Annotated in this window: 15 protein-coding genes; 4 read left to right on the top strand and 11 right to left on the bottom strand. The window is 69.2% G+C overall.

The annotated features are described in order from the left end of the window. Positions 1 to 2 precede the first annotated feature (2 nt). The 6 genes from BLS34_RS09430 to BLS34_RS09405 all read right to left on the bottom strand — a co-directional run bounded on the left by BLS34_RS09430 (position 3) and on the right by BLS34_RS09405 (position 6009). The gene (locus BLS34_RS09430) at positions 3 to 1331 is read right to left on the bottom strand and encodes an FAD-binding oxidoreductase (RefSeq protein ID WP_093149853.1); all 1329 of its coding nucleotides are present in this window, start codon (positions 1329 to 1331) and stop codon (positions 3 to 5) included. Next, positions 1328 to 2752 carry a UbiA family prenyltransferase gene (locus BLS34_RS09425; protein ID WP_093149851.1) on the bottom strand — a complete coding sequence of 475 codons (1425 nt, stop codon included), beginning with the start codon at positions 2750 to 2752 and terminating at the stop codon, positions 1328 to 1330. The genes BLS34_RS09430 and BLS34_RS09425 overlap by 4 nt, the downstream gene beginning before the upstream one ends. A gap of 137 nt (positions 2753 to 2889) precedes the next feature. After that, a complete protein-coding gene (locus tag BLS34_RS09420) occupies positions 2890 to 3648 on the bottom strand; it encodes a tetratricopeptide repeat protein (protein ID WP_051243551.1) in 759 nt (252 codons plus the stop codon). Positions 3649 to 3688: 40 nt separating this feature from the next. Next, complete coding sequence (locus BLS34_RS09415) at positions 3689 to 3988, bottom strand: hypothetical protein (protein WP_139189196.1); 300 nt, start codon at positions 3986 to 3988, stop codon at positions 3689 to 3691. A 118-nt stretch (positions 3989 to 4106) separates the two neighbouring features. Beyond that, on the bottom strand, positions 4107 to 5438 hold the full coding sequence (gene aptA, locus BLS34_RS09410) for an omega-aminotransferase AptA (RefSeq protein ID WP_028792763.1): 1332 nt from the start codon (positions 5436 to 5438) through the stop codon (positions 4107 to 4109). A gap of 49 nt (positions 5439 to 5487) precedes the next feature. Further along, positions 5488 to 6009, bottom strand: a complete 522-nt coding sequence (locus BLS34_RS09405; protein ID WP_093149847.1) for a dihydrofolate reductase family protein — start codon at positions 6007 to 6009, stop codon at positions 5488 to 5490. A 95-nt stretch (positions 6010 to 6104) separates the two neighbouring features. Between BLS34_RS09405 and BLS34_RS09400 the strand changes: the two genes are divergently transcribed. Beyond that, positions 6105 to 7058, top strand: coding sequence for a glycosyltransferase family 9 protein (locus BLS34_RS09400; RefSeq protein WP_139189194.1), 954 nt, complete (start codon positions 6105 to 6107; stop codon positions 7056 to 7058). Positions 7059 to 7318: 260 nt separating this feature from the next. Here BLS34_RS09400 and BLS34_RS09395 read toward each other — a convergent pair whose 3' ends face one another. The 5 genes from BLS34_RS09395 to BLS34_RS09375 all read right to left on the bottom strand — a co-directional run bounded on the left by BLS34_RS09395 (position 7319) and on the right by BLS34_RS09375 (position 12144). After that, positions 7319 to 7693: a RidA family protein gene (locus tag BLS34_RS09395; RefSeq protein WP_215906075.1), complete on the bottom strand. Its 375-nt coding sequence runs from the start codon at positions 7691 to 7693 to the stop codon at positions 7319 to 7321. A 24-nt stretch (positions 7694 to 7717) separates the two neighbouring features. Further along, a complete protein-coding gene (locus BLS34_RS09390) occupies positions 7718 to 8674 on the bottom strand; it encodes a glycosyltransferase family 9 protein (protein WP_093149843.1) in 957 nt (318 codons plus the stop codon). 50 nt (positions 8675 to 8724) lie between these two features. Continuing rightward, positions 8725 to 9459: a glutamine amidotransferase-related protein gene (locus BLS34_RS09385; protein WP_093149842.1), complete on the bottom strand. Its 735-nt coding sequence runs from the start codon at positions 9457 to 9459 to the stop codon at positions 8725 to 8727. Next, positions 9456 to 10652, bottom strand: a complete 1197-nt coding sequence (locus BLS34_RS09380) for a beta/alpha barrel domain-containing protein (protein WP_038013016.1) — start codon at positions 10650 to 10652, stop codon at positions 9456 to 9458. The genes BLS34_RS09385 and BLS34_RS09380 overlap by 4 nt, the downstream gene beginning before the upstream one ends. A gap of 100 nt (positions 10653 to 10752) precedes the next feature. Beyond that, positions 10753 to 12144, bottom strand: a complete 1392-nt coding sequence (locus BLS34_RS09375; RefSeq protein WP_093149839.1) for a class II 3-deoxy-7-phosphoheptulonate synthase — start codon at positions 12142 to 12144, stop codon at positions 10753 to 10755. 182 nt (positions 12145 to 12326) lie between these two features. On the opposite strand from BLS34_RS09375, the gene BLS34_RS09370 reads away from it, so the two are divergent. From BLS34_RS09370 to BLS34_RS09365, 3 genes are read left to right on the top strand one after another with little or no spacing between them, the layout of a single operon-like run. Further along, positions 12327 to 12632 (top strand): cupin domain-containing protein, encoded by a 306-nt coding sequence (locus tag BLS34_RS09370; protein ID WP_028792769.1) that lies wholly within the window; start codon positions 12327 to 12329, stop codon positions 12630 to 12632. Positions 12633 to 12648: 16 nt separating this feature from the next. Beyond that, positions 12649 to 13983, top strand: a complete 1335-nt coding sequence (locus BLS34_RS25335) for a glycosyltransferase family protein (RefSeq protein ID WP_139189192.1) — start codon at positions 12649 to 12651, stop codon at positions 13981 to 13983. Continuing rightward, the gene (locus BLS34_RS09365) at positions 13952 to 16057 is read left to right on the top strand and encodes a tetratricopeptide repeat protein (protein WP_139189190.1); all 2106 of its coding nucleotides are present in this window, start codon (positions 13952 to 13954) and stop codon (positions 16055 to 16057) included. The genes BLS34_RS25335 and BLS34_RS09365 overlap by 32 nt, the downstream gene beginning before the upstream one ends. The last annotated feature ends 31 nt before the right edge of the window (positions 16058 to 16088 follow it).

Here is a 16088-nt window from a genome sequence, read left to right as displayed (position 1 = left end):
GATCAGGCCTCCTCGGTCATGCGGCGCCAGAAACTCGACATCAGGAGCGGATCGCGCGCGGCCTCGAGCTCCGTCCAGCGCGGGAAGCCCGCCCGGAACATCGCCTGCGGCAGGCGTCCGTCCTTGGCCGGGTATAGACGCCCGCCCGCCTCGGCCACAACCCGGTCGAGCCGGGCCAGCAGCGACAGCGTGTCCTGGCCCCGGTTGGCGAAGTCGAGCGCCAGGGTCGCGCCGGGCATCGGGAAGGACAGCACGCCCGGCGACGGCACGTCGCCGAAGGTCTTCAGAACCGCCAGAAACGAGGCGTCGCCGCTGGCCGCCACCGTGTCCAGCAACGTGCGCGTCGCCTCGCGCATGGTCGCCACCGGCACCGCGCATTGCCACTGGTAGAAGCCGCGCGGGCCGTACATCCGGTTCCAGTCGCGCAGCCGATCCAGCGGATAGAAGAACGGATCGTAATGCTGGCGGCCATGGAATCGCGCGCCGGGCCGCGCCCGGTAAAGCCGGTTGAAGGCGCCGACCGTCACGCTGTTCAGCAACCCGCCCGGGGGCGTCACCGGCAGGCGGGGCCCGCCCGGACGGTGCGGCTCCAGACCGCCGGTCTGCGCCCAGCGCCCGCGCGAGAAGATGCCGCGCCCCAGCCCCGCGCCGCGCGCCAGGGTGTCGACCCAGGCGACGGTGAACGGCCAGCTCTCCGAACGCTCCGCCAGGGAGAAGAAGCCATCGAGATCGTCGAAGGGCAGGTTCTCGACATCCAGCATCGCCGAGGCGATCCGCTCCAGCCGCAGTTCGACCCAGGTGATCACGCCGGTCAGGCCGAGACCGCCAATGGTCAGCGCGAACAGGTCGGCATTATCCTCAACCGAGCATTGGATCTCGCCCCGGTCGCTGCGCCACAGACCGAAACGGGAGACATGGCAGCCGAAGCTGCCGGCCAGGTGATGGTTCTTGCCGTGGACGTCGTTGGCGACGGCGCCGCCGAGGGTGACGAACTTGGTCCCGGGCGTCACCGGCACGAACCAGCCGGTCGGCACCGCCACCCGCAGCACCGCGTCCAGCGACACGCCGGCATCGGCGCGCAGCAGGCCGGTCTCCCGGTCGAAGGCGATCAGCCGGTCGAGCCCGGTCGTGCGCACCAGCCCGCCGCCGAGGTTCAGACCGCTGTCGCCATAGGACCGGCCCAGGCCATGACCCAGGGTGGTGCCCCCGGCCGCCGCCGTCTCGCGCACGGCTGCCCCGACCTCGCCCCGCGTCGCCGGCTCGGCCACCTGGTGGCGGCCGCGATGCACCCGCCCCCACGCCAGAACCCCAGAGTCGTCGCGCACGCTCATGCCGCCCCCAGAATGGCGAGCAGCGCGATCACCCCGAGCAGCAGGCTCGGCGGATCCTTCAGGGCGAAGACAACCGGATCGTCGTGCACCTCGCCGCGGCGGGCCAGCAGCCAGACCCGCGGCAGCCAGAAGCCGATCGCCGCCGGCACCACCCAAAGCCATCCCGGATTTTCCAGCCGCACCGCATGGGCCGGCTCGATCGCCAGATAGATCATGAAGATCAGCACCGAGGCGACGCTCGAGGTGATGCCGAACATCTCGATGAACCCGCTGTCCCCCGCGCGGTATCCCCGCCCCGGAATCTCCGCCAGGCCGCGCGCCTCGAGACCGCGCACCTCCACCAGCCGCTTCACCAGAGCGAGACTGGTGAACAGGAACATGGAGAAGCCGAGCAGCCAGACCGGCGTGCCGTCATCCACCAGCGTGTGTCCCGCATAGAGGCGCAGGGTGAACAGGGCGCCGAGCACCACCACATCCACCACCGCCATGGACTTCACGCCGAAAGAATAGGACAGGGTCAGCACCAGATAGGCCACGAGGATGGCGAGTACGCCCCACCCGGCCAGGCCCGCCAGAACCAGGCCGATGAGGATCAGCGCGGGTGCCGCGGCCATGCCGACCACCAGCGGCAGCCGCCCCGAGGCCAACGCCCGACGGCTCTTGCGAGGATGACTGCGGTCGGCGGCCAGATCCAGCAGGTCGTTCAGCAGGTACGTCCCGCTCGCAGCCAGGGAGAAGCCGAAGAACGCCGCCAGGGCCGCCAGCACGATCGCGGGCTGCGTATAGGTGCTGGTCAGCAGCAGCGGCAGGAAGATCAGGACGTTCTTGGCCCATTGGTGCAGGCGCATGCCCGAGCGCAGGGCCCTGAAGGTGTTCAGGGGCTTGCCGAAGGCCGCCTCCACCGGCGTCACGCGCTCGATCGAGGCACGACGGGCCAGGGCCGCATTCACCGGCACCGCAGCGCTCGCCACCTTCCAGACGTCGGAATCCACGGTGCTGTCGCCGGCATAGACGAAGCCTTCGGGATGCCGGGCAGCGAGCGCCGACGCCTTGGCCGCGCCCTTCAGGTTGACGGTGCCGTTGCTGCCCTCGACATGGTCGAACAGATCGCCGAACCGTGCCGCCACCTTGGCGACCAGAAGCTGATCGGAGGCGGAGACCAGTTCGATCCGCCGCCCGGCCGCCTTTTCCGCGCGCAGATAGGCCACCAGATCCTCGGTCGCCGGCAAGGTCTCGACCTCCAGCGGCTCGGTGGCGATCAGCGCCAGGCGGCGTTTCAGGACGGAGCGGCCCGCGAGCACCCAGAACGGCAGGAGAAAGAGGATCCAAGGCCGCCGGCGCAGGGCGACGAGAAGCGACTCGTACAGCAGGTCCGTGCGCAACAAGGTGCCATCGAGATCGACGCAGATCGGCGGCTTCATCCCCTTCGCGGCCCGGCAGACCGGTCCGCCCCCAAGTGTCGGCGCTGGCTACGTCGACGTTCTAGAGCACCGTCGGATCAAATTGAAACAAATAGATCAATCGGCCGCCGCGACGGGCACGCCCGGCAAGCGCGCTGTCACTGCGGCAGGCCGGTATCCCGATTGCGGTCCCCATGGGCCGTCTGCCACCGATCGGCCCGGGATTCGGCGTCCGCGATCTCGGTCGGGCCCAGCAACTGGCGGACCGCCGCGGACATCGAGTCCCCCTGATCGAGGCCCGCCCGGTCGGCGAGAATCAGCCACTGCAGCGCGGCGACCAGATCCTGGTCCACCACTTCCCCCTGGGCCATCAGCCCGGCGAGGTTCAGGAAGGCCTCCGGAATGCCGCCGGCCGCAGCGTCGCGGTACAGCGTCACGGCGCGCTCGGCATCGACGTCGCCACCCTCGCCGGTCTCCAGCATGACGGCGAGATTGTATTGGGCATCGGCGAGCCCCTGGTCCGCCGCCTTGCCGTACCAGTCGCGCGCCATCGCGGAATCCTGCGCCACGAGCTGGCCGAACTGGTAGAGCTGGCCGAGCTTGAACTGGGCGAGCGCGAAGCCCTTGTCGGCCGACTTGCGGTACCAGGCGATCGCGTCCTTTGGATCGCCGCCGGCCCGCAGCCCCTGCTCAAGGGTGAGCCCGAGATAGAACATCGCCTTGGGATCGCCGGCATCGGCCGCTTCGCGATACCAGTTCATCGCCTCGCCATAGGTCCGGGGGACCGGCACCTCGGCATCGGCGGATTCGGAATTGGCCGATTGCGCCGTCGCGGCGGGAGCCAAGACCGTCTGCGCCGCGAGGGGGATGGCGCAGAGGCTGACCAGAACGAACAGGCTGGGAAGGCGCGTAGTCACCGGAGGATCCGACCCGATGGCGCCGAGCGTATGTCTGACGTCACGGGCTGAGAGGTCCTGTGCCGCTATGCGCCCGCGGTGCCGGCCCCTGATAGCCGACCAACCGGTTCGCCTCGCTCGCCGGCAGGGGCTGCGGATAGCAGTTCACCTTGCCGAGCGTCCGGTAGCAGTAGCGCGGCTCGATCGCCGGCGTCGGTTGTTCTTTCGGTGGATCGAAGGCCGTCGTCACGCCGTTGACGGCCGATCGCATGGAAGCCCCCACTTCCGCGCAGCCGGCCAGCAGCCCGACACAAGCGACCACCAGAACGGCCCGAAGCGGACCTTGTCCCAGTGTCCTCATCGCTCTTCACCCCCGTCCAAACATCAGCGGCCCCCCGCTGTCAGTCGGGGAGTGTAGAGTAATCGGCCAAGTTATTGAAGAGTGTAGCGAAACCCCGTCGCTACACTCTCCTCGTTGGTTAATGGAGGGTGCGCAGCACGTCACCGATCGTGTCGGCGATGAAGTCGATCTGCCCCTTCTCGACGATCAGCGGCGGCGACAGGGCGATGATGTCGCCGGTGGTGCGGACCAGCAGGCCCTTGTCGTAGCACTGCTTGAACGCGTCCATCGCCCGGGCCGTCGGCTTGCCGGCGATACCTTCCAGCTCGATGGCGCCGACCATGCCGAGATTGCGGATGTCGATGACGTGGTTGCTGCCCTTCAGGGAGTGCATGGCGTCCTCCCAATACGGCGCCAGCTCGGCCGCGCGCTCGAACAGGCCCTCGTCGCGGTACAGGTCGATGGTCGCCAGACCGGCGGCGCAGGCCAGCGGGTGGCCGGAATAGGTGTAGCCGTGGAACAGCTCGATGGCGCCTTCCGGCGCGTCCATGAACGCGTCGTAGATGCCGTCGCGGCAGAACACCGCCCCCATCGGCACGGTGGCGTTGGTGATGCCCTTGGCCGTGGTGAAGATGTCGGGCTTCACGCCGAAATAATCGCTGCCGAACGGCGTGCCGAGGCGGCCGAAGCCGGTGATGACCTCGTCGAAGATCAGCAGGATGCCGTGCTTGTCGCAGATGTCGCGCAGGCGCTGCAGATAGCCCTTCGGCGGGATCAGCACGCCGGTGGAGCCGGCCACCGGCTCGACGATGACGGCGGCGATGGTCGAGGCGTCGTGCAGGGCGACGATCCGCTCCAGGTCGTCGGCCAGATGCGCGCCCCAGTCCGGCTCGCCCTTGGTATAGGCGTTGTGCTCCATGTCGTGGGTGTGGCGCATGTGGTCGACGCCGTTCAGCAGGGTGCCGAACTGCTTGCGGTTGCCGACGATGCCGCCGACCGAGATCCCGCCGAAACCGACCCCGTGATAGCCGCGCTCGCGGCCGATCAGCCGGGTCCGCGTCCCCTGGCCCCGGGCGCGCTGATAGGCGAGCGCGATCTTCAGGGCGGTATCCACCGACTCGGAGCCCGAGTTGGTGAAGAACACGTGGTCGAAGCCCTCGATCATCTGGGTCAGCCGCGAGGCGAACTCGAAGGAGAGCGGATGGCCCATCTGGAACGCCGGCGCGAAGTCGAGCACCTCGGCCTGCTTCTTGATGGCGTCGACGATCGGCTTGCGCCGGTGCCCGGCGTTGGAGCACCACAGGCCCGAGGTGCCGTCCAGCACCCGGCGGCCGTCGGCGGTGATGTAGTGCATGCCCTCGGCCTCGACGAACAGCCGCGGGTTCTGCTTGAAGTCGCGATTGGACGTGAACGGCATCCAGAACGATTCAAGATCGTTCGGTTTGGTCGACTCATTGGCCGCGAGGGGCATGGCAAGCTCCATTGAAGATGGTCGGTCGATACTAGGAGCGATTGGGCGCTCACTCCACCTCGTACTTGAGAGAAACGGCGCCGGTCTCGTAGGCATCGACCGAGACCAGATGCAGGCCGAGCGCCTCCGCTTCGCCGGCGAACAGCGGAATGCCGGCGCCGAGCAGCACCGGCATGACGAACAGCTCCACCGTGTCCAGCGCGCCCATCGCCCGGCACCCCTCCACCGCGGCCGGACCGCCGACGATCCAGACCTGGGCGCCGTCCTCGCGCAGTTCGACGATCAGCCCGGCGAGGTCGGACGTACCCTCCACGCCTTGCGGCGCGTCGTCGATCGGCCGCGACGTCAGCACGAAGACCCGCTTGCCGGCATAGGGCCACGCGCCGAACCCGATCACCTGATCGTAGGTCGCTCGCCCCATGATCAGGGTGTCGATCTCGGCCATGAACGCCTCGGTGCCGTAATCGACGCCGGTCTCGTAGTCGTTCAGCCAGTCGATCCCCCCCTCGGCATCGGCGACATAGCCGTCGAGGCTGGTGGCCATGTAGAGACGGAACGTGGCCTCGGCCATTTGACAATCCTTCGGTCTTTGGCGCACTGACGGCGCGGGCCGGGTGGTGTAGGCATTTGTCCGGGCGGAACGCAAGGATGCGAGGGGAGCAGATCGTGGGGAAGACGCTGGTCATCCAGCCCCTGCCGGGTATCGGCGACATGGTGTGGCACCTGCCGCACCTGAAGGCGATCGCCGAGAACGCGCCGGACGGCAAGATCGCGCTGGTGACCAAGCGTCGGTCGGCCGCCGACCAGATGCTGGAGGGCGCGCCGTGGATCTCGCAGATCGGCTGGCTCGACCGCGCCCAGGGCAAGGAGAAGGCCGGGCGCCATGACGGCCCGCTCGGGGCCATGCGTCTGGGTTCCGACCTGAAGGCGTTCGAGGCCGAGACGGTGTGGATCCTGCACCGCTCCTGGCGCTACCTGACCGCGACCCGGATGGCCGGCATCCCGAACCGGATCAGCTACCGCGAGCTGCCGAACGACGGCCGGGACCTGCACCAGGCGGACAAGGCGACCGCCCTGCTACGCGCTCGCGGTCTGACGGTCGACCCGACCCCGCGTCTCGCCCCGTCGGCATCCGCCAAGGCGGAGATCCAGCGGCTCTATGGGGAGCTGCCCCGGCCCTGGCTGCTGCTGGGGATCGGCGCGTCGGAGCCGTTCAAGCGCTGGCCGGAGGCGAATTTCTCGGCGCTGGCCCGCGCCTTCACCGACCGCACCGGCGGCAGCGTGATCCTGGTCGGCGGCGAGGCGGAGAAGGAGAGTGCGGAGCGCATCCTGCAGAACGCCCGGGGCGAGGTGGTGCTGGCGATCAACCGGCCGATCGGCCAGGCGGCGGCCCTGGCGGCGACGGCGGACGCGTTTCTCGGCAATGACAGCGGGATGCTGAACCTGGCCGCGGCGACGGGGGCGCCGACCATCGGCCTGTTCGGCGGGTCCCCGCCGCTCACCCTGTATCCGAATCTCGACGCGCTTCAGCCGGAGGGCGGGGCCGAATATCGGATCGACCGCATGGCCGAGATCGAGGTGGAAGCGACGATGAACGCGCTCAGCCGGGCGCTGGGGTAGCCCGCGCCTCCCCGCCGTCTTCCCGGCCCCGCGCCGGGATCTGGGATCCGCGCAGCCGGAGCGCCGGAAAACACGCTTCTATCGCTCCAGCGACCCCGCTCTGGATCCCGGGTCAGGCCCGGGAAGACGAAGTGAGGGAAGAAGGAACCACCCCCCATTTACACTTCCCGGTCTTGTGCCGGGATCCACGCGTCCACCCTATCATTCAATCGACCGAGTTGGTTCCGGCACGACGTGGGGAGTGCAGAAAGGGTCGTGCGTCACCCCGTAGAGGCGATGACCCGAATTTCGATGATCGTGTCGGCGCTGGCGAAACCGGAGACCTCGATTGCGGTCCAGGCCGGATACGGCTCGCGCACGAACTCGGCCCGCACCGCTCGGAATAGCTCCAGATGGTCGCGCAGCCCGATATGGAAAGTGGTCATCTCCACCACTGCGCTGAAATCGAGTCCCGCTTCCCGGAGCACCATCTCAACTTGGGCGAAGGCGGTTCTGAACTGGGTTTCAGGATCGGCAGAGCATGTGCCATTCGGACCCGTTCCGCTAAAGCCGGTCAGGAAAACGTGGTCACCTGAGATCAGGCCGGGCGACATCTTCCAATCGTCGTAGTAGCCCTTAAGTTCCGCCGGAACCACTGCCGTCCGCCCCATGACATTCCCTTAAAACTTTCTGCTGCCTAACAGATCTCGCGCCGCCGCCTCGACTGTGTCAACGCAGAGCCCCGCCATCAGCGCCCCCGGCGCCCGGCCCACCTCCTGCGACCGTGCGAGCAGCGCCTCCGCACTCTCCGGCGCGCGCACCCAGGCGGTCACCGGGCCCGCCGGGGCGTAGTGGGTGTCCTTGCTCGGTCCGAACAGGCCCAGGGTCGGTGCCCCGGACGCCGCTGCCAGGTGCATCAACCCGCTGTCGTTCGCCACCACCAGCCGGCAGCGCGCGAAGGCGGCCGCCAGCGTCATCAGCGGCGCCCGGTCGACCAGATCCACCAGCCGCTCTGCCGGCACCGCCGCCAGCACGGGTGCCGCCAGCTCCCGTTCCCCCGGTCCGCCGGCGACCAGTACCCGCGCGCCTTCCAGCGGCGCGCCCACGCCCGTCAGCCGCCCGATCAGCTCGGCGAAGCGCTCCGCCGGCCAGGCCTTCGGCGGCCAGTTCGCCGTCGGCGCCACCGCCACCAGTGGGCGGTCGTCCGCGCCCAGGATCTTCGCCGCCGCCGTCCGGTCCGCCTCGGTCAGCCAAAGCCTCGGCATCAACGGCGTCGACAGACCCAGCGCCGCCGCCATCTGCGCCAGACGGTGCGCATCGCCGCGCTGGGTGCGGTAGATCGACCGCCGGCCCGCCAGCAGCGTCCAGGCCAGGGCCGAGCCGCGCATGTCGATCACCCGGTCCCACCATGTGCCGGCCACCTGTCGCCAGAGCATCCACCAGTGACGGCCGCTCTTCTGCTTGCGCCAGGCGATGACGCGCTCCACCTGGGGCACACCCTCGAACAGGGATGCCGCCACCGGACCGCAGGCCACCGTCACCCTTGCCTCCGGATGCCCGTCGAGCAGGCGCGCCAAAACCGCCGTGGACAGCACGGCGTCGCCGAGACGGTTCGATGTGATGAAGAGCGTGCGCATGCCCCCGGATAGCGCGCCCGGCGCCGCCGCGCGAGCCTATTCGGTGTTCGCTATTCCGCCGCGGACTGCATCGCGCGCACGGGATGCAGACCGAGCCGGTCGAACAGGGACAGGGTCCACTTGCGCACCCCGTCGTGGAACAGCTCCCAGCCCTTGATCTGGGCGCGCTTCGGCTGGCCGCCCGGCACCCCCAGACGATGGCCGCCGCCCATGTTCCAGCGGTGAATCATGTCGATGGTGATCTCGGGGTGGAACTGCAGCCCATAGGCCTTGTCGCCGTAGCGGAAGGCCTGGTTCGGGAAGGAGTTCGTGCCCGTCGCCAGCAGCTCGGCGCCCGCCGGGACCTCGAAGCCTTCGCGGTGCCACTGGTAGAAATGAGTCGAGTGCTCGAACAGCCCCTCGCGCTCGGCGAGCTCGGTGGGGACGACCTCGGTATAGCCGATTTCGGCATGCTTTTCGGGATGCGGCGAGACGGTACTGCCGAGCGCGCGGGACAGGATCTGGGCGCCGAGGCACAGGCCGAGATACGGCACATCCGCGTCCAGGGCGCGCTTGGTGAAGTCGATCTCGTATCGGATGCCGTCCAGGCGCTGGCAGTCGTTGGCGCTCATCGGGCCGCCAAACACAGCAATCCCCGCATAGTCCTTCAGGTTCTCCGGCAGGTCGTCGCCGATACAGGGGCAGCGCCTGTCGAGCCGGTAACCCCGCTCCTCCAACAGTTGGCCGACGCGGCCGGGGGTGGAGGTCTTCTGGTGAACGACGATGAGAAACCGGTCGGAACTCATGACTCTCCTTTGCGCAGCAGGAACTCGCGGCCGACCTTAACACGCGGCTCGCCATCGTAATCGATGATGTCGGCGGTTGCGTAGGTCTCGCTCCACTTGTCAGGGAGATAGGATCCGGTACCCACAACGTCCACCGGCGCCTTGGCCAAAGCCATCACCCGGCACTTCTCCGGCCCGAAGCCGGAGGAGGCGACGATGCGCACCTTGGGGAAGCCGGCCGCGTCCAGCCGCTCGCGCATCGACCAGATCGCCGCCGCCGACACGCCGGTGCCGATCAGCGAGCGCAGCTCGGCCTCCGTACGGTACCCGCGGATCGCCTCCGGCGCCTTGCGGTCCAGCACCGCATAGGCCTCGGCGGTGTCCAGCCCCTCGATATAGCGGCCGCCATGGGTGTCGAGCCGCACCGCAAGCCTGCCTTCGGCCGCCAGCTCCGGGAAGCGGCGGGCGACGGCGAGCGCGTCGGTGATCTCCTGGCCGAAATAGTCGACCAGCACGGTCAGGTTCTCGGCCGGGTGGGTCTCGTGGAACATCTCGGCGGCGCGCACGGTGGAGCCGGCATAGCCGATCAGGGCGTGCGGCATGGTGCCGAAACCGCGGTTCTGGTCGAAGTAGCTGGCCGTCGCGTCGGTGGCATTGCCGACGAAGCCGATGGCGCCGACCTTCTTCTTCGCCTTGGCCGAGCCGACGCTTGCGCCGTAGGCCATGATCTCCGCCATCTCGGTGCCGGCGCAATGCCGGGCGTCCATGGCCAGGAACGCCGTCTTCGGCAGTTCCACGCACATGGTGTAGGCGTTGTACGCGGCGACGCAGGCGGCCCCCAGCTTCTGCAGATACTGGGTCTCCAGGTCGACCAGATGATAGAACGAGCCGGTGATGTAGAGCATCGGCTCGCCCGCGCCGACCCAGGCCCCTTCCTTATGGAGGACCTGGATATCGACCTCCGCGCCGCGCTCGGCCATCATCCACTTAAGCCACTCGACGGAGAGCTTCGTGGCGCAGGTGACGGGGCGGCGCATGAAGACGGCATAGGTCACCCGCTTGTCGCCGAAGGCAGCGACGCAGTCCTTGGTGCGGGTGAAATACTTGTCGACATACCCCGACAGGGTATCCGGGGTGGGGTGACGAAGGGTGGTCGGCCAGCCGTTGCCGGCCGGATCCAACCGGTGATCGTCATCCCGTTCGATCGCGCTCATGGGACGTTCCGCTAATCTCAAGGCCTTAGAGAGTAGCGCTTGAGACGCGGCCGGGAAAAGAGGCGATGCGGAACGGCACCCCTCCTCCCCCGCTACGAGCTCAGCTCGCCGCCTTCAGAGGCTGGGCACCGACGCCGCCGCGACGACGCACCAGCATCTCGCCCACCAGGAACGCAAGCTCGAGCGACTGGGCGGCGTTGAGGCGCGGATCGCAATGGGTGTGGTAGCGGTCCGACAGCGCGGCCTCGGTCACCCCGGTGGCGCCGCCGATGCACTCGGTGACGTCGCGGCCGGTCATCTCGAAATGCACGCCGCCGGCATAGGTCCCCTCCTCCTCGTGCACCTCGAAGAACGAGCGCACCTCGGCCAGAATCCGGTCGAACGGCCGGGTCTTGTAGCCGGTGGAGGACTTCACCGTGTTGCCGTGCATCGGGTCGCAGGACCACACAACGTGACGGCCCTCGCGCTCGACGGCGCGCACCAGCGGCGGGAGGCCGTCGCGGACCTTGTCGGAGCCGAAGCGCGCGATCAGGGTCAGGCGGCCCGGGTCGTTCTCCGGGTTCAGCGCGTCGATCAGCTTGAGCAGCTCGTCCGGATCCAGGCTCGGGCCGCACTTCAGGCCGATCGGGTTGTGGATGCCCTTGAAGTATTCCACATGGGCGCCGTCGAGGTTCCGGGTGCGGTCGCCGATCCAGACCATATGGGCGGCGGTGTTGTACCAGCCCCGGTCGTCGGTGATCGTGTCGCGCCGGGTCAGCGTCTCCTCGTAGTCGAGCAGCAGCGCCTCGTGGCTGGTGTAGACGTCGGTCTCGCGCAGCTGGGCGACGCTCTCCGGCGTCACGCCGCAGGCGCGCATGAAGGCCAGGCATTCCTCGATACGGCCGGCGATCTGCTCGAACTTCTCGCCCTCGGGGCTCTTCTCCACGAAGCTGAGCGTCCAGCGATGCACGTCTTCCAGATTGGCCAGACCGCCGGTGGCGAAGGCGCGGACCAGGTTCAGCGTCGCCGCCGACTGGTTGTAGACCCGCAGCAGCCGCTTCGGATCGGGGATGCGCGACGCCGGGTCGAAATCCATGCCGTTGATGATGTCGCCGCGGTAGCTCGGCAGCTCGACACCGTCGATCACCTCGGTCGGCGCGGAGCGCGGCTTGGCGAACTGGCCCGCGAGACGGCCGATCTTCACCACCGGCAGGGCGGCGCCGAAGGTCAGCACCACCGCCATCTGCAGCAGCACCTTCACGGTGTCGCGGATGTTGTCGGCGGAGAACTCCGCGAAGCTCTCCGCGCAGTCGCCGCCCTGCAGCAGGAACGCCTTGCCGGCCGCCACATCGGCCAGGGACGCGCGCAGGCGCTGGGTTTCGCCGGCGAAGACCAGCGGCGGGAAGGTGCGCAAGGTCGACAGCACACCGTCCAGCTTCTCCCGGTCGGGATACTCGGGCACCTGCCGGATCGGCCGGTCGCGCCAGGTCGTCGGGGTCCACTCGGTCGTCATAGCGCCCTCCCTCGGGGGATTGGGATCTCGAAAGCGTACGTTTGTTTTGCCGGTTTCTAACAGCGCGATGCCTGCACTGGAAGCCGATTCGCGCGGAAATCCGGCCTCATGCGCATCTCGTCGCGTTGCGCGGTGCCTTGGGAGGGGGCATCGTGCTCCCAATCAAACCTTGTGAGGCATTCATGACCGACACCTACCCGCCCGCGACTTCCGCCATGCATATCGACGACGAGAAGGTCCGGGTGACCGAATGGACCCTGGAGGCTGGCTCGGCGACCGGCTGGCACAAGCACGAGATGGCCTATGTCATCGTCCCGACCAGCGGCGGCCCCCTGCGCATCGCCACCCCGGACGGCGACGTCGCGGCGGAGATGGTAGTCGGCAAGCCCTACATCCGCCCCGCCGGAGTCGAGCACAACGTGATCAACGACGGCCCGGCGAAGGTCGTGTTCATGGAGATCGAGCTGAAGGAACCCGCTTCGGCCTAACGCCCGCGATGGCCCGATGACCGACACGCTCCCGCCAGAGCACATCCGGCGCCTCGCCGTCACCCGCGCCAGTGATCCCAGGGTTCTGTTTGCCTGGGCCGGGCAGCGGATGGCGGAGGCGCCTCTGGAGGGGCTGACCTGGTCGCGGCGCGCGCGGATCGCCGATCCGTTCGCGCCGCCGCCCCGGCATCGCGAGGCCCTGGCGCTGTGGAGTCTGGGCCGACCGCGCGACGCCGATGCCGCCGCAAGGCGCGGCCTGCTGCTCGGCCCCGGCGACGGCCCTGCCTGGATCAATTTCAGCAATGTGAAGAAGCGCCTGGGCGAGGATCCGCTGGCGCTCAAGCTCTGCGGCTGGGCGCGGGCCGCCGGCGCGCCGGCCCATATGGCCGACATGAATGCGGCGGTCCTGCTCCTGCGCCGCGGCGATTTCGCTCGGGGCTGGCCGCTCTACCGCGCCCGCCACAGGACGCTCGGTGCCGACCCGGCGACGATCTGGCCGGCGCTGCCGGAATGGGACGGGACGCCGATGGGCGGCCGGCTGCGGCTGGTCACCGAGCAGGGTATCGGCGACGCGATCATATTCCTGACCCTGGTGGACGCCCTGCGGGACCGGGTCGGATCGCTCACCCTGCTGGTGACCGCGCGGCTGCGGGCACTGGTGCAGCGCAGCTTCCCCGATCTCCACGTCGTCGCCCCCGACATCGACCGCCCGGTGCGACCGCTGCCGCCGGCCGAGGCCTGGATCTGCGCCGGCGATCTGCCCGCCGCTCTCGGCCTCGCCCCGTCCGGCGCCGTCCGCCCGTCCACATATCTCAAGCCCGATCCCCGCCGTCGGCAGCGCCTGCGGGCGGAGCTTCAACGGCGGCATCCCGGCAAGCGGCTGGTCGGCATCACCTGGACCAGCCGGGCGGAGGACGGCTGGCGACGGACCGTGGCGCCGGCCCTCTGGCGGCCGATCGCGACGCTGGGGGACGTGGCCCTCGTCTCGCTGCAGTACAGCGCGCGCCGGGCCGACCTGGCGGCGTTCGGCGACCTGCTGGACATCGATCACGGGATCGAGCCGGCCGACGATCTCGACGGGCTTGCCGCGCTGGTCGCGGCGATGGACGTGGTGGTCTCGCCGCCGAACAACACGGTGCATTTCGCCGGCGCCCTGGGCGTACCCTGTCACGTCATGCTGCCGGTCGACCCGGACTGGCGATGGGGAGAAGACGACAACTACCTTAGATGGTACGATAGATTGTATTGTCATCGCCAAAGACGCATCGGCGATTGGGCACCGGTCGTCGACAGCGTCGTTCAGGATCTGCGCCATTCCCGTGAGCCGGAAGTCCCTCGATCTCCTGAATGAAGGTATCCGCCGGCAGAAGGCCGGGTTCCGCGCTCTTGCCGCCAGCCTCTACACCCAGGTGCCCCAAGACGACCCGTATCACGCCGATGCGCTGAACCTGCTTGGCACCGTGCTGTTCGAGGAGGGGCGGATGCAGGACGCCGCCCGGCTCATCGGCCAGGCGGTCCGAAACAGCCCCGGCAACGCCACCGCCTGGGCCAATCTGGGCGGCGTGGCCCGCCATATCACCCGACCGGACGCGGCGCTCGCCTGCTACCGCCGCGCCGTGCTGCTGGCGCCGAACAGAGCGGACGGGCTCGCCGGCCTGACCGGTCTCTCGGGCGGACGGCACCGCAGGACCACGCTGCGCCGGCGGCTGGCGCTCTGGCCGCTGGACGTGGACGCCCACATCGAGTTCGGCAACGAGCTGGCGGCCGACGGGGCGAACGGCCTGGCCGCTATGGCGTTCCGTCGGGTCCAGCTACTGGCTCCCGCCTCTCCGGCCGGGGCCTACAACCACGGCAATGCGCTGCGCGATACCGGCGAAATCGACGGCGCCGATCTGTGCTATCGGCGCGATCTGTCGATCGCCCCCGGATCCGCAGACATCCTGAACAACCGCGGACTGCTGTTCTTCAGCGGCGGGAGTTGGCCGGCGGGGGAAGCCTGTTTCCGCCAGGCTCTCGCCCACGCGCCGGACCATGCCGCCGCCAACGGCAATCTCGCCCGCACCCTGCAGAAGCGCGAGCGGCCGAACGCCGCTGTGCAGGCCTATCGGCGCGGGCTGCTGAGCGACCCGGCGGCTGTCCCTGCCTGTTGCGAGATCGCCGGGCTGATGGAGGCGGAAAGCTGGGCACGTCGGGCGCTGGCAATCAATCCGTTCGCGGCGGAGCCGTATAACCGGCTGGCCCTGCTCGCCACGCGGGACCCGGCACGCACCGACGTGCTGTGGCGGCTGCGCCAGGGCGCCTGCATACGGCCCGAGACCGCGGATGTCTGGTACAATATCGGGGTCGAGCGTGGCCGCAGCGGCGACGCGGCCACCGCCGTACGCTATTGCCGCCGGGCCACCCAGATAGATGACGGCCATGCGCTCGCCCATCTGAACACCGCCCTGGCCCTGCTGGTGCAGGAGCGGTTCGCCGAGGGCTGGGAGGAGCATCGCCGCCGGCTCGACTCGCCCGAAGCCGCCCCCTTCCTTCGGCGCTTCGCCATTCCGGAGTGGACCGGACAGGATCTCGCCGGGGCGCGGCTGCTGGTCTGGGGCGAACAGGGGATCGGCGACGAGATCCAGTTCCTCACCCTCGCACCCGCGCTGCTCCGCCGCGGGGCGGCGCTGACTGTCCTCACCGAGCCGCGCCTGCGCCCGATCCTGCGCCGCAGCTTCCCCGGCATCGCCGTGCCCGAGGTCGCCACCCCCACCGGTGGATGGGAAGACCATCACGGCTGCGACCTTCAGATCGCCCTGGGCGACCTGCCGCACCGGCTGGCGCTGTTCTGCGGCGGGGAGGTGCGGCCGGAGCCGTGGATCGTGCCCGACCCGGAGCGGGCGATGGCCCTGCGCGTCGGGCTGCTGGCACGTCACCGGGGCAAGCGGCTGGTCGGAATCACCTGGCGCTCGATCGCGCCGAAGACCGGGGCGCGGCGCAGCATCCCGATCGACCTCTGGCGCGCAGTCGCGGCGATGCCGGAGGTGGCGCTGGTCTCCCTGCAATACGGCGCGGCACCGGAGGATTACGCCGCCTTCGCCGCGCAGACCGGCCAGCCGATCGACCATGCCCACGGGATCGAGCCGCTGGTCGACCTGGACGGACTGGCCGCCCTGGTGGCGGCGGTCGATCTGGTCGTCGCGCCAGCCAACAACACGGTGCATTTCGCCGGTGCGCTGGCCAAGCCGTGCTGGACCCTCCTGCCGACGCGGCCGGACTGGCGCTGGGGGCTGACCCGCGACGACTCGCTCTGGTATCCGCAGACCAGGGTGTTCCGACAGCAGCGCGACGGCGACTGGGAGCCGGTGATGGTGCGGGTGGCGGCGGCGCTCGGCGAGTGGGTGGAGGGACAATCCGCACGCGCCCCCTCGTCTTCCCAGACCTGATCCGGGAAGACGGGCATTGCGAATGCGACGG

This window comes from Thalassobaculum litoreum DSM 18839, from assembly GCF_900102465.1.
Lineage (GTDB): Bacteria > Pseudomonadota > Alphaproteobacteria > Thalassobaculales > Thalassobaculaceae > Thalassobaculum > Thalassobaculum litoreum.
The sequence above is the reverse complement of the archived record's forward strand: the minus strand, read 5'-3'. Positions and strand labels throughout refer to the sequence as shown.

What these genes read in the sequence shown, in the direction of transcription:
- BLS34_RS09430 (WP_093149853.1), bottom strand. Translation starts at nt 1,331, where the DNA reads ATGAGCGTGCGCGACGACTCTGGGGTTCTGGCGTGGGGGCGGGTGCAT.
- BLS34_RS09425 (WP_093149851.1), bottom strand. Translation starts at nt 2,752, where the DNA reads ATGAAGCCGCCGATCTGCGTCGATCTCGATGGCACCTTGTTGCGCACG.
- BLS34_RS09415 (WP_139189196.1), bottom strand. Translation starts at nt 3,988, where the DNA reads ATGAGGACACTGGGACAAGGTCCGCTTCGGGCCGTTCTGGTGGTCGCT.
- aptA (WP_028792763.1), bottom strand. Translation starts at nt 5,438, where the DNA reads ATGCCCCTCGCGGCCAATGAGTCGACCAAACCGAACGATCTTGAATCG.
- BLS34_RS09405 (WP_093149847.1), bottom strand. Translation starts at nt 6,009, where the DNA reads ATGGCCGAGGCCACGTTCCGTCTCTACATGGCCACCAGCCTCGACGGC.
- BLS34_RS09390 (WP_093149843.1), bottom strand. Translation starts at nt 8,674, where the DNA reads ATGCGCACGCTCTTCATCACATCGAACCGTCTCGGCGACGCCGTGCTG.
- BLS34_RS09385 (WP_093149842.1), bottom strand. Translation starts at nt 9,459, where the DNA reads ATGAGTTCCGACCGGTTTCTCATCGTCGTTCACCAGAAGACCTCCACC.
- BLS34_RS09380 (WP_038013016.1), bottom strand. Translation starts at nt 10,652, where the DNA reads ATGAGCGCGATCGAACGGGATGACGATCACCGGTTGGATCCGGCCGGC.
- BLS34_RS09375 (WP_093149839.1), bottom strand. Translation starts at nt 12,144, where the DNA reads ATGACGACCGAGTGGACCCCGACGACCTGGCGCGACCGGCCGATCCGG.
- BLS34_RS09370 (WP_028792769.1), top strand. Translation starts at nt 12,327, where the DNA reads ATGACCGACACCTACCCGCCCGCGACTTCCGCCATGCATATCGACGAC.
- BLS34_RS25335 (WP_139189192.1), top strand. Translation starts at nt 12,649, where the DNA reads ATGACCGACACGCTCCCGCCAGAGCACATCCGGCGCCTCGCCGTCACC.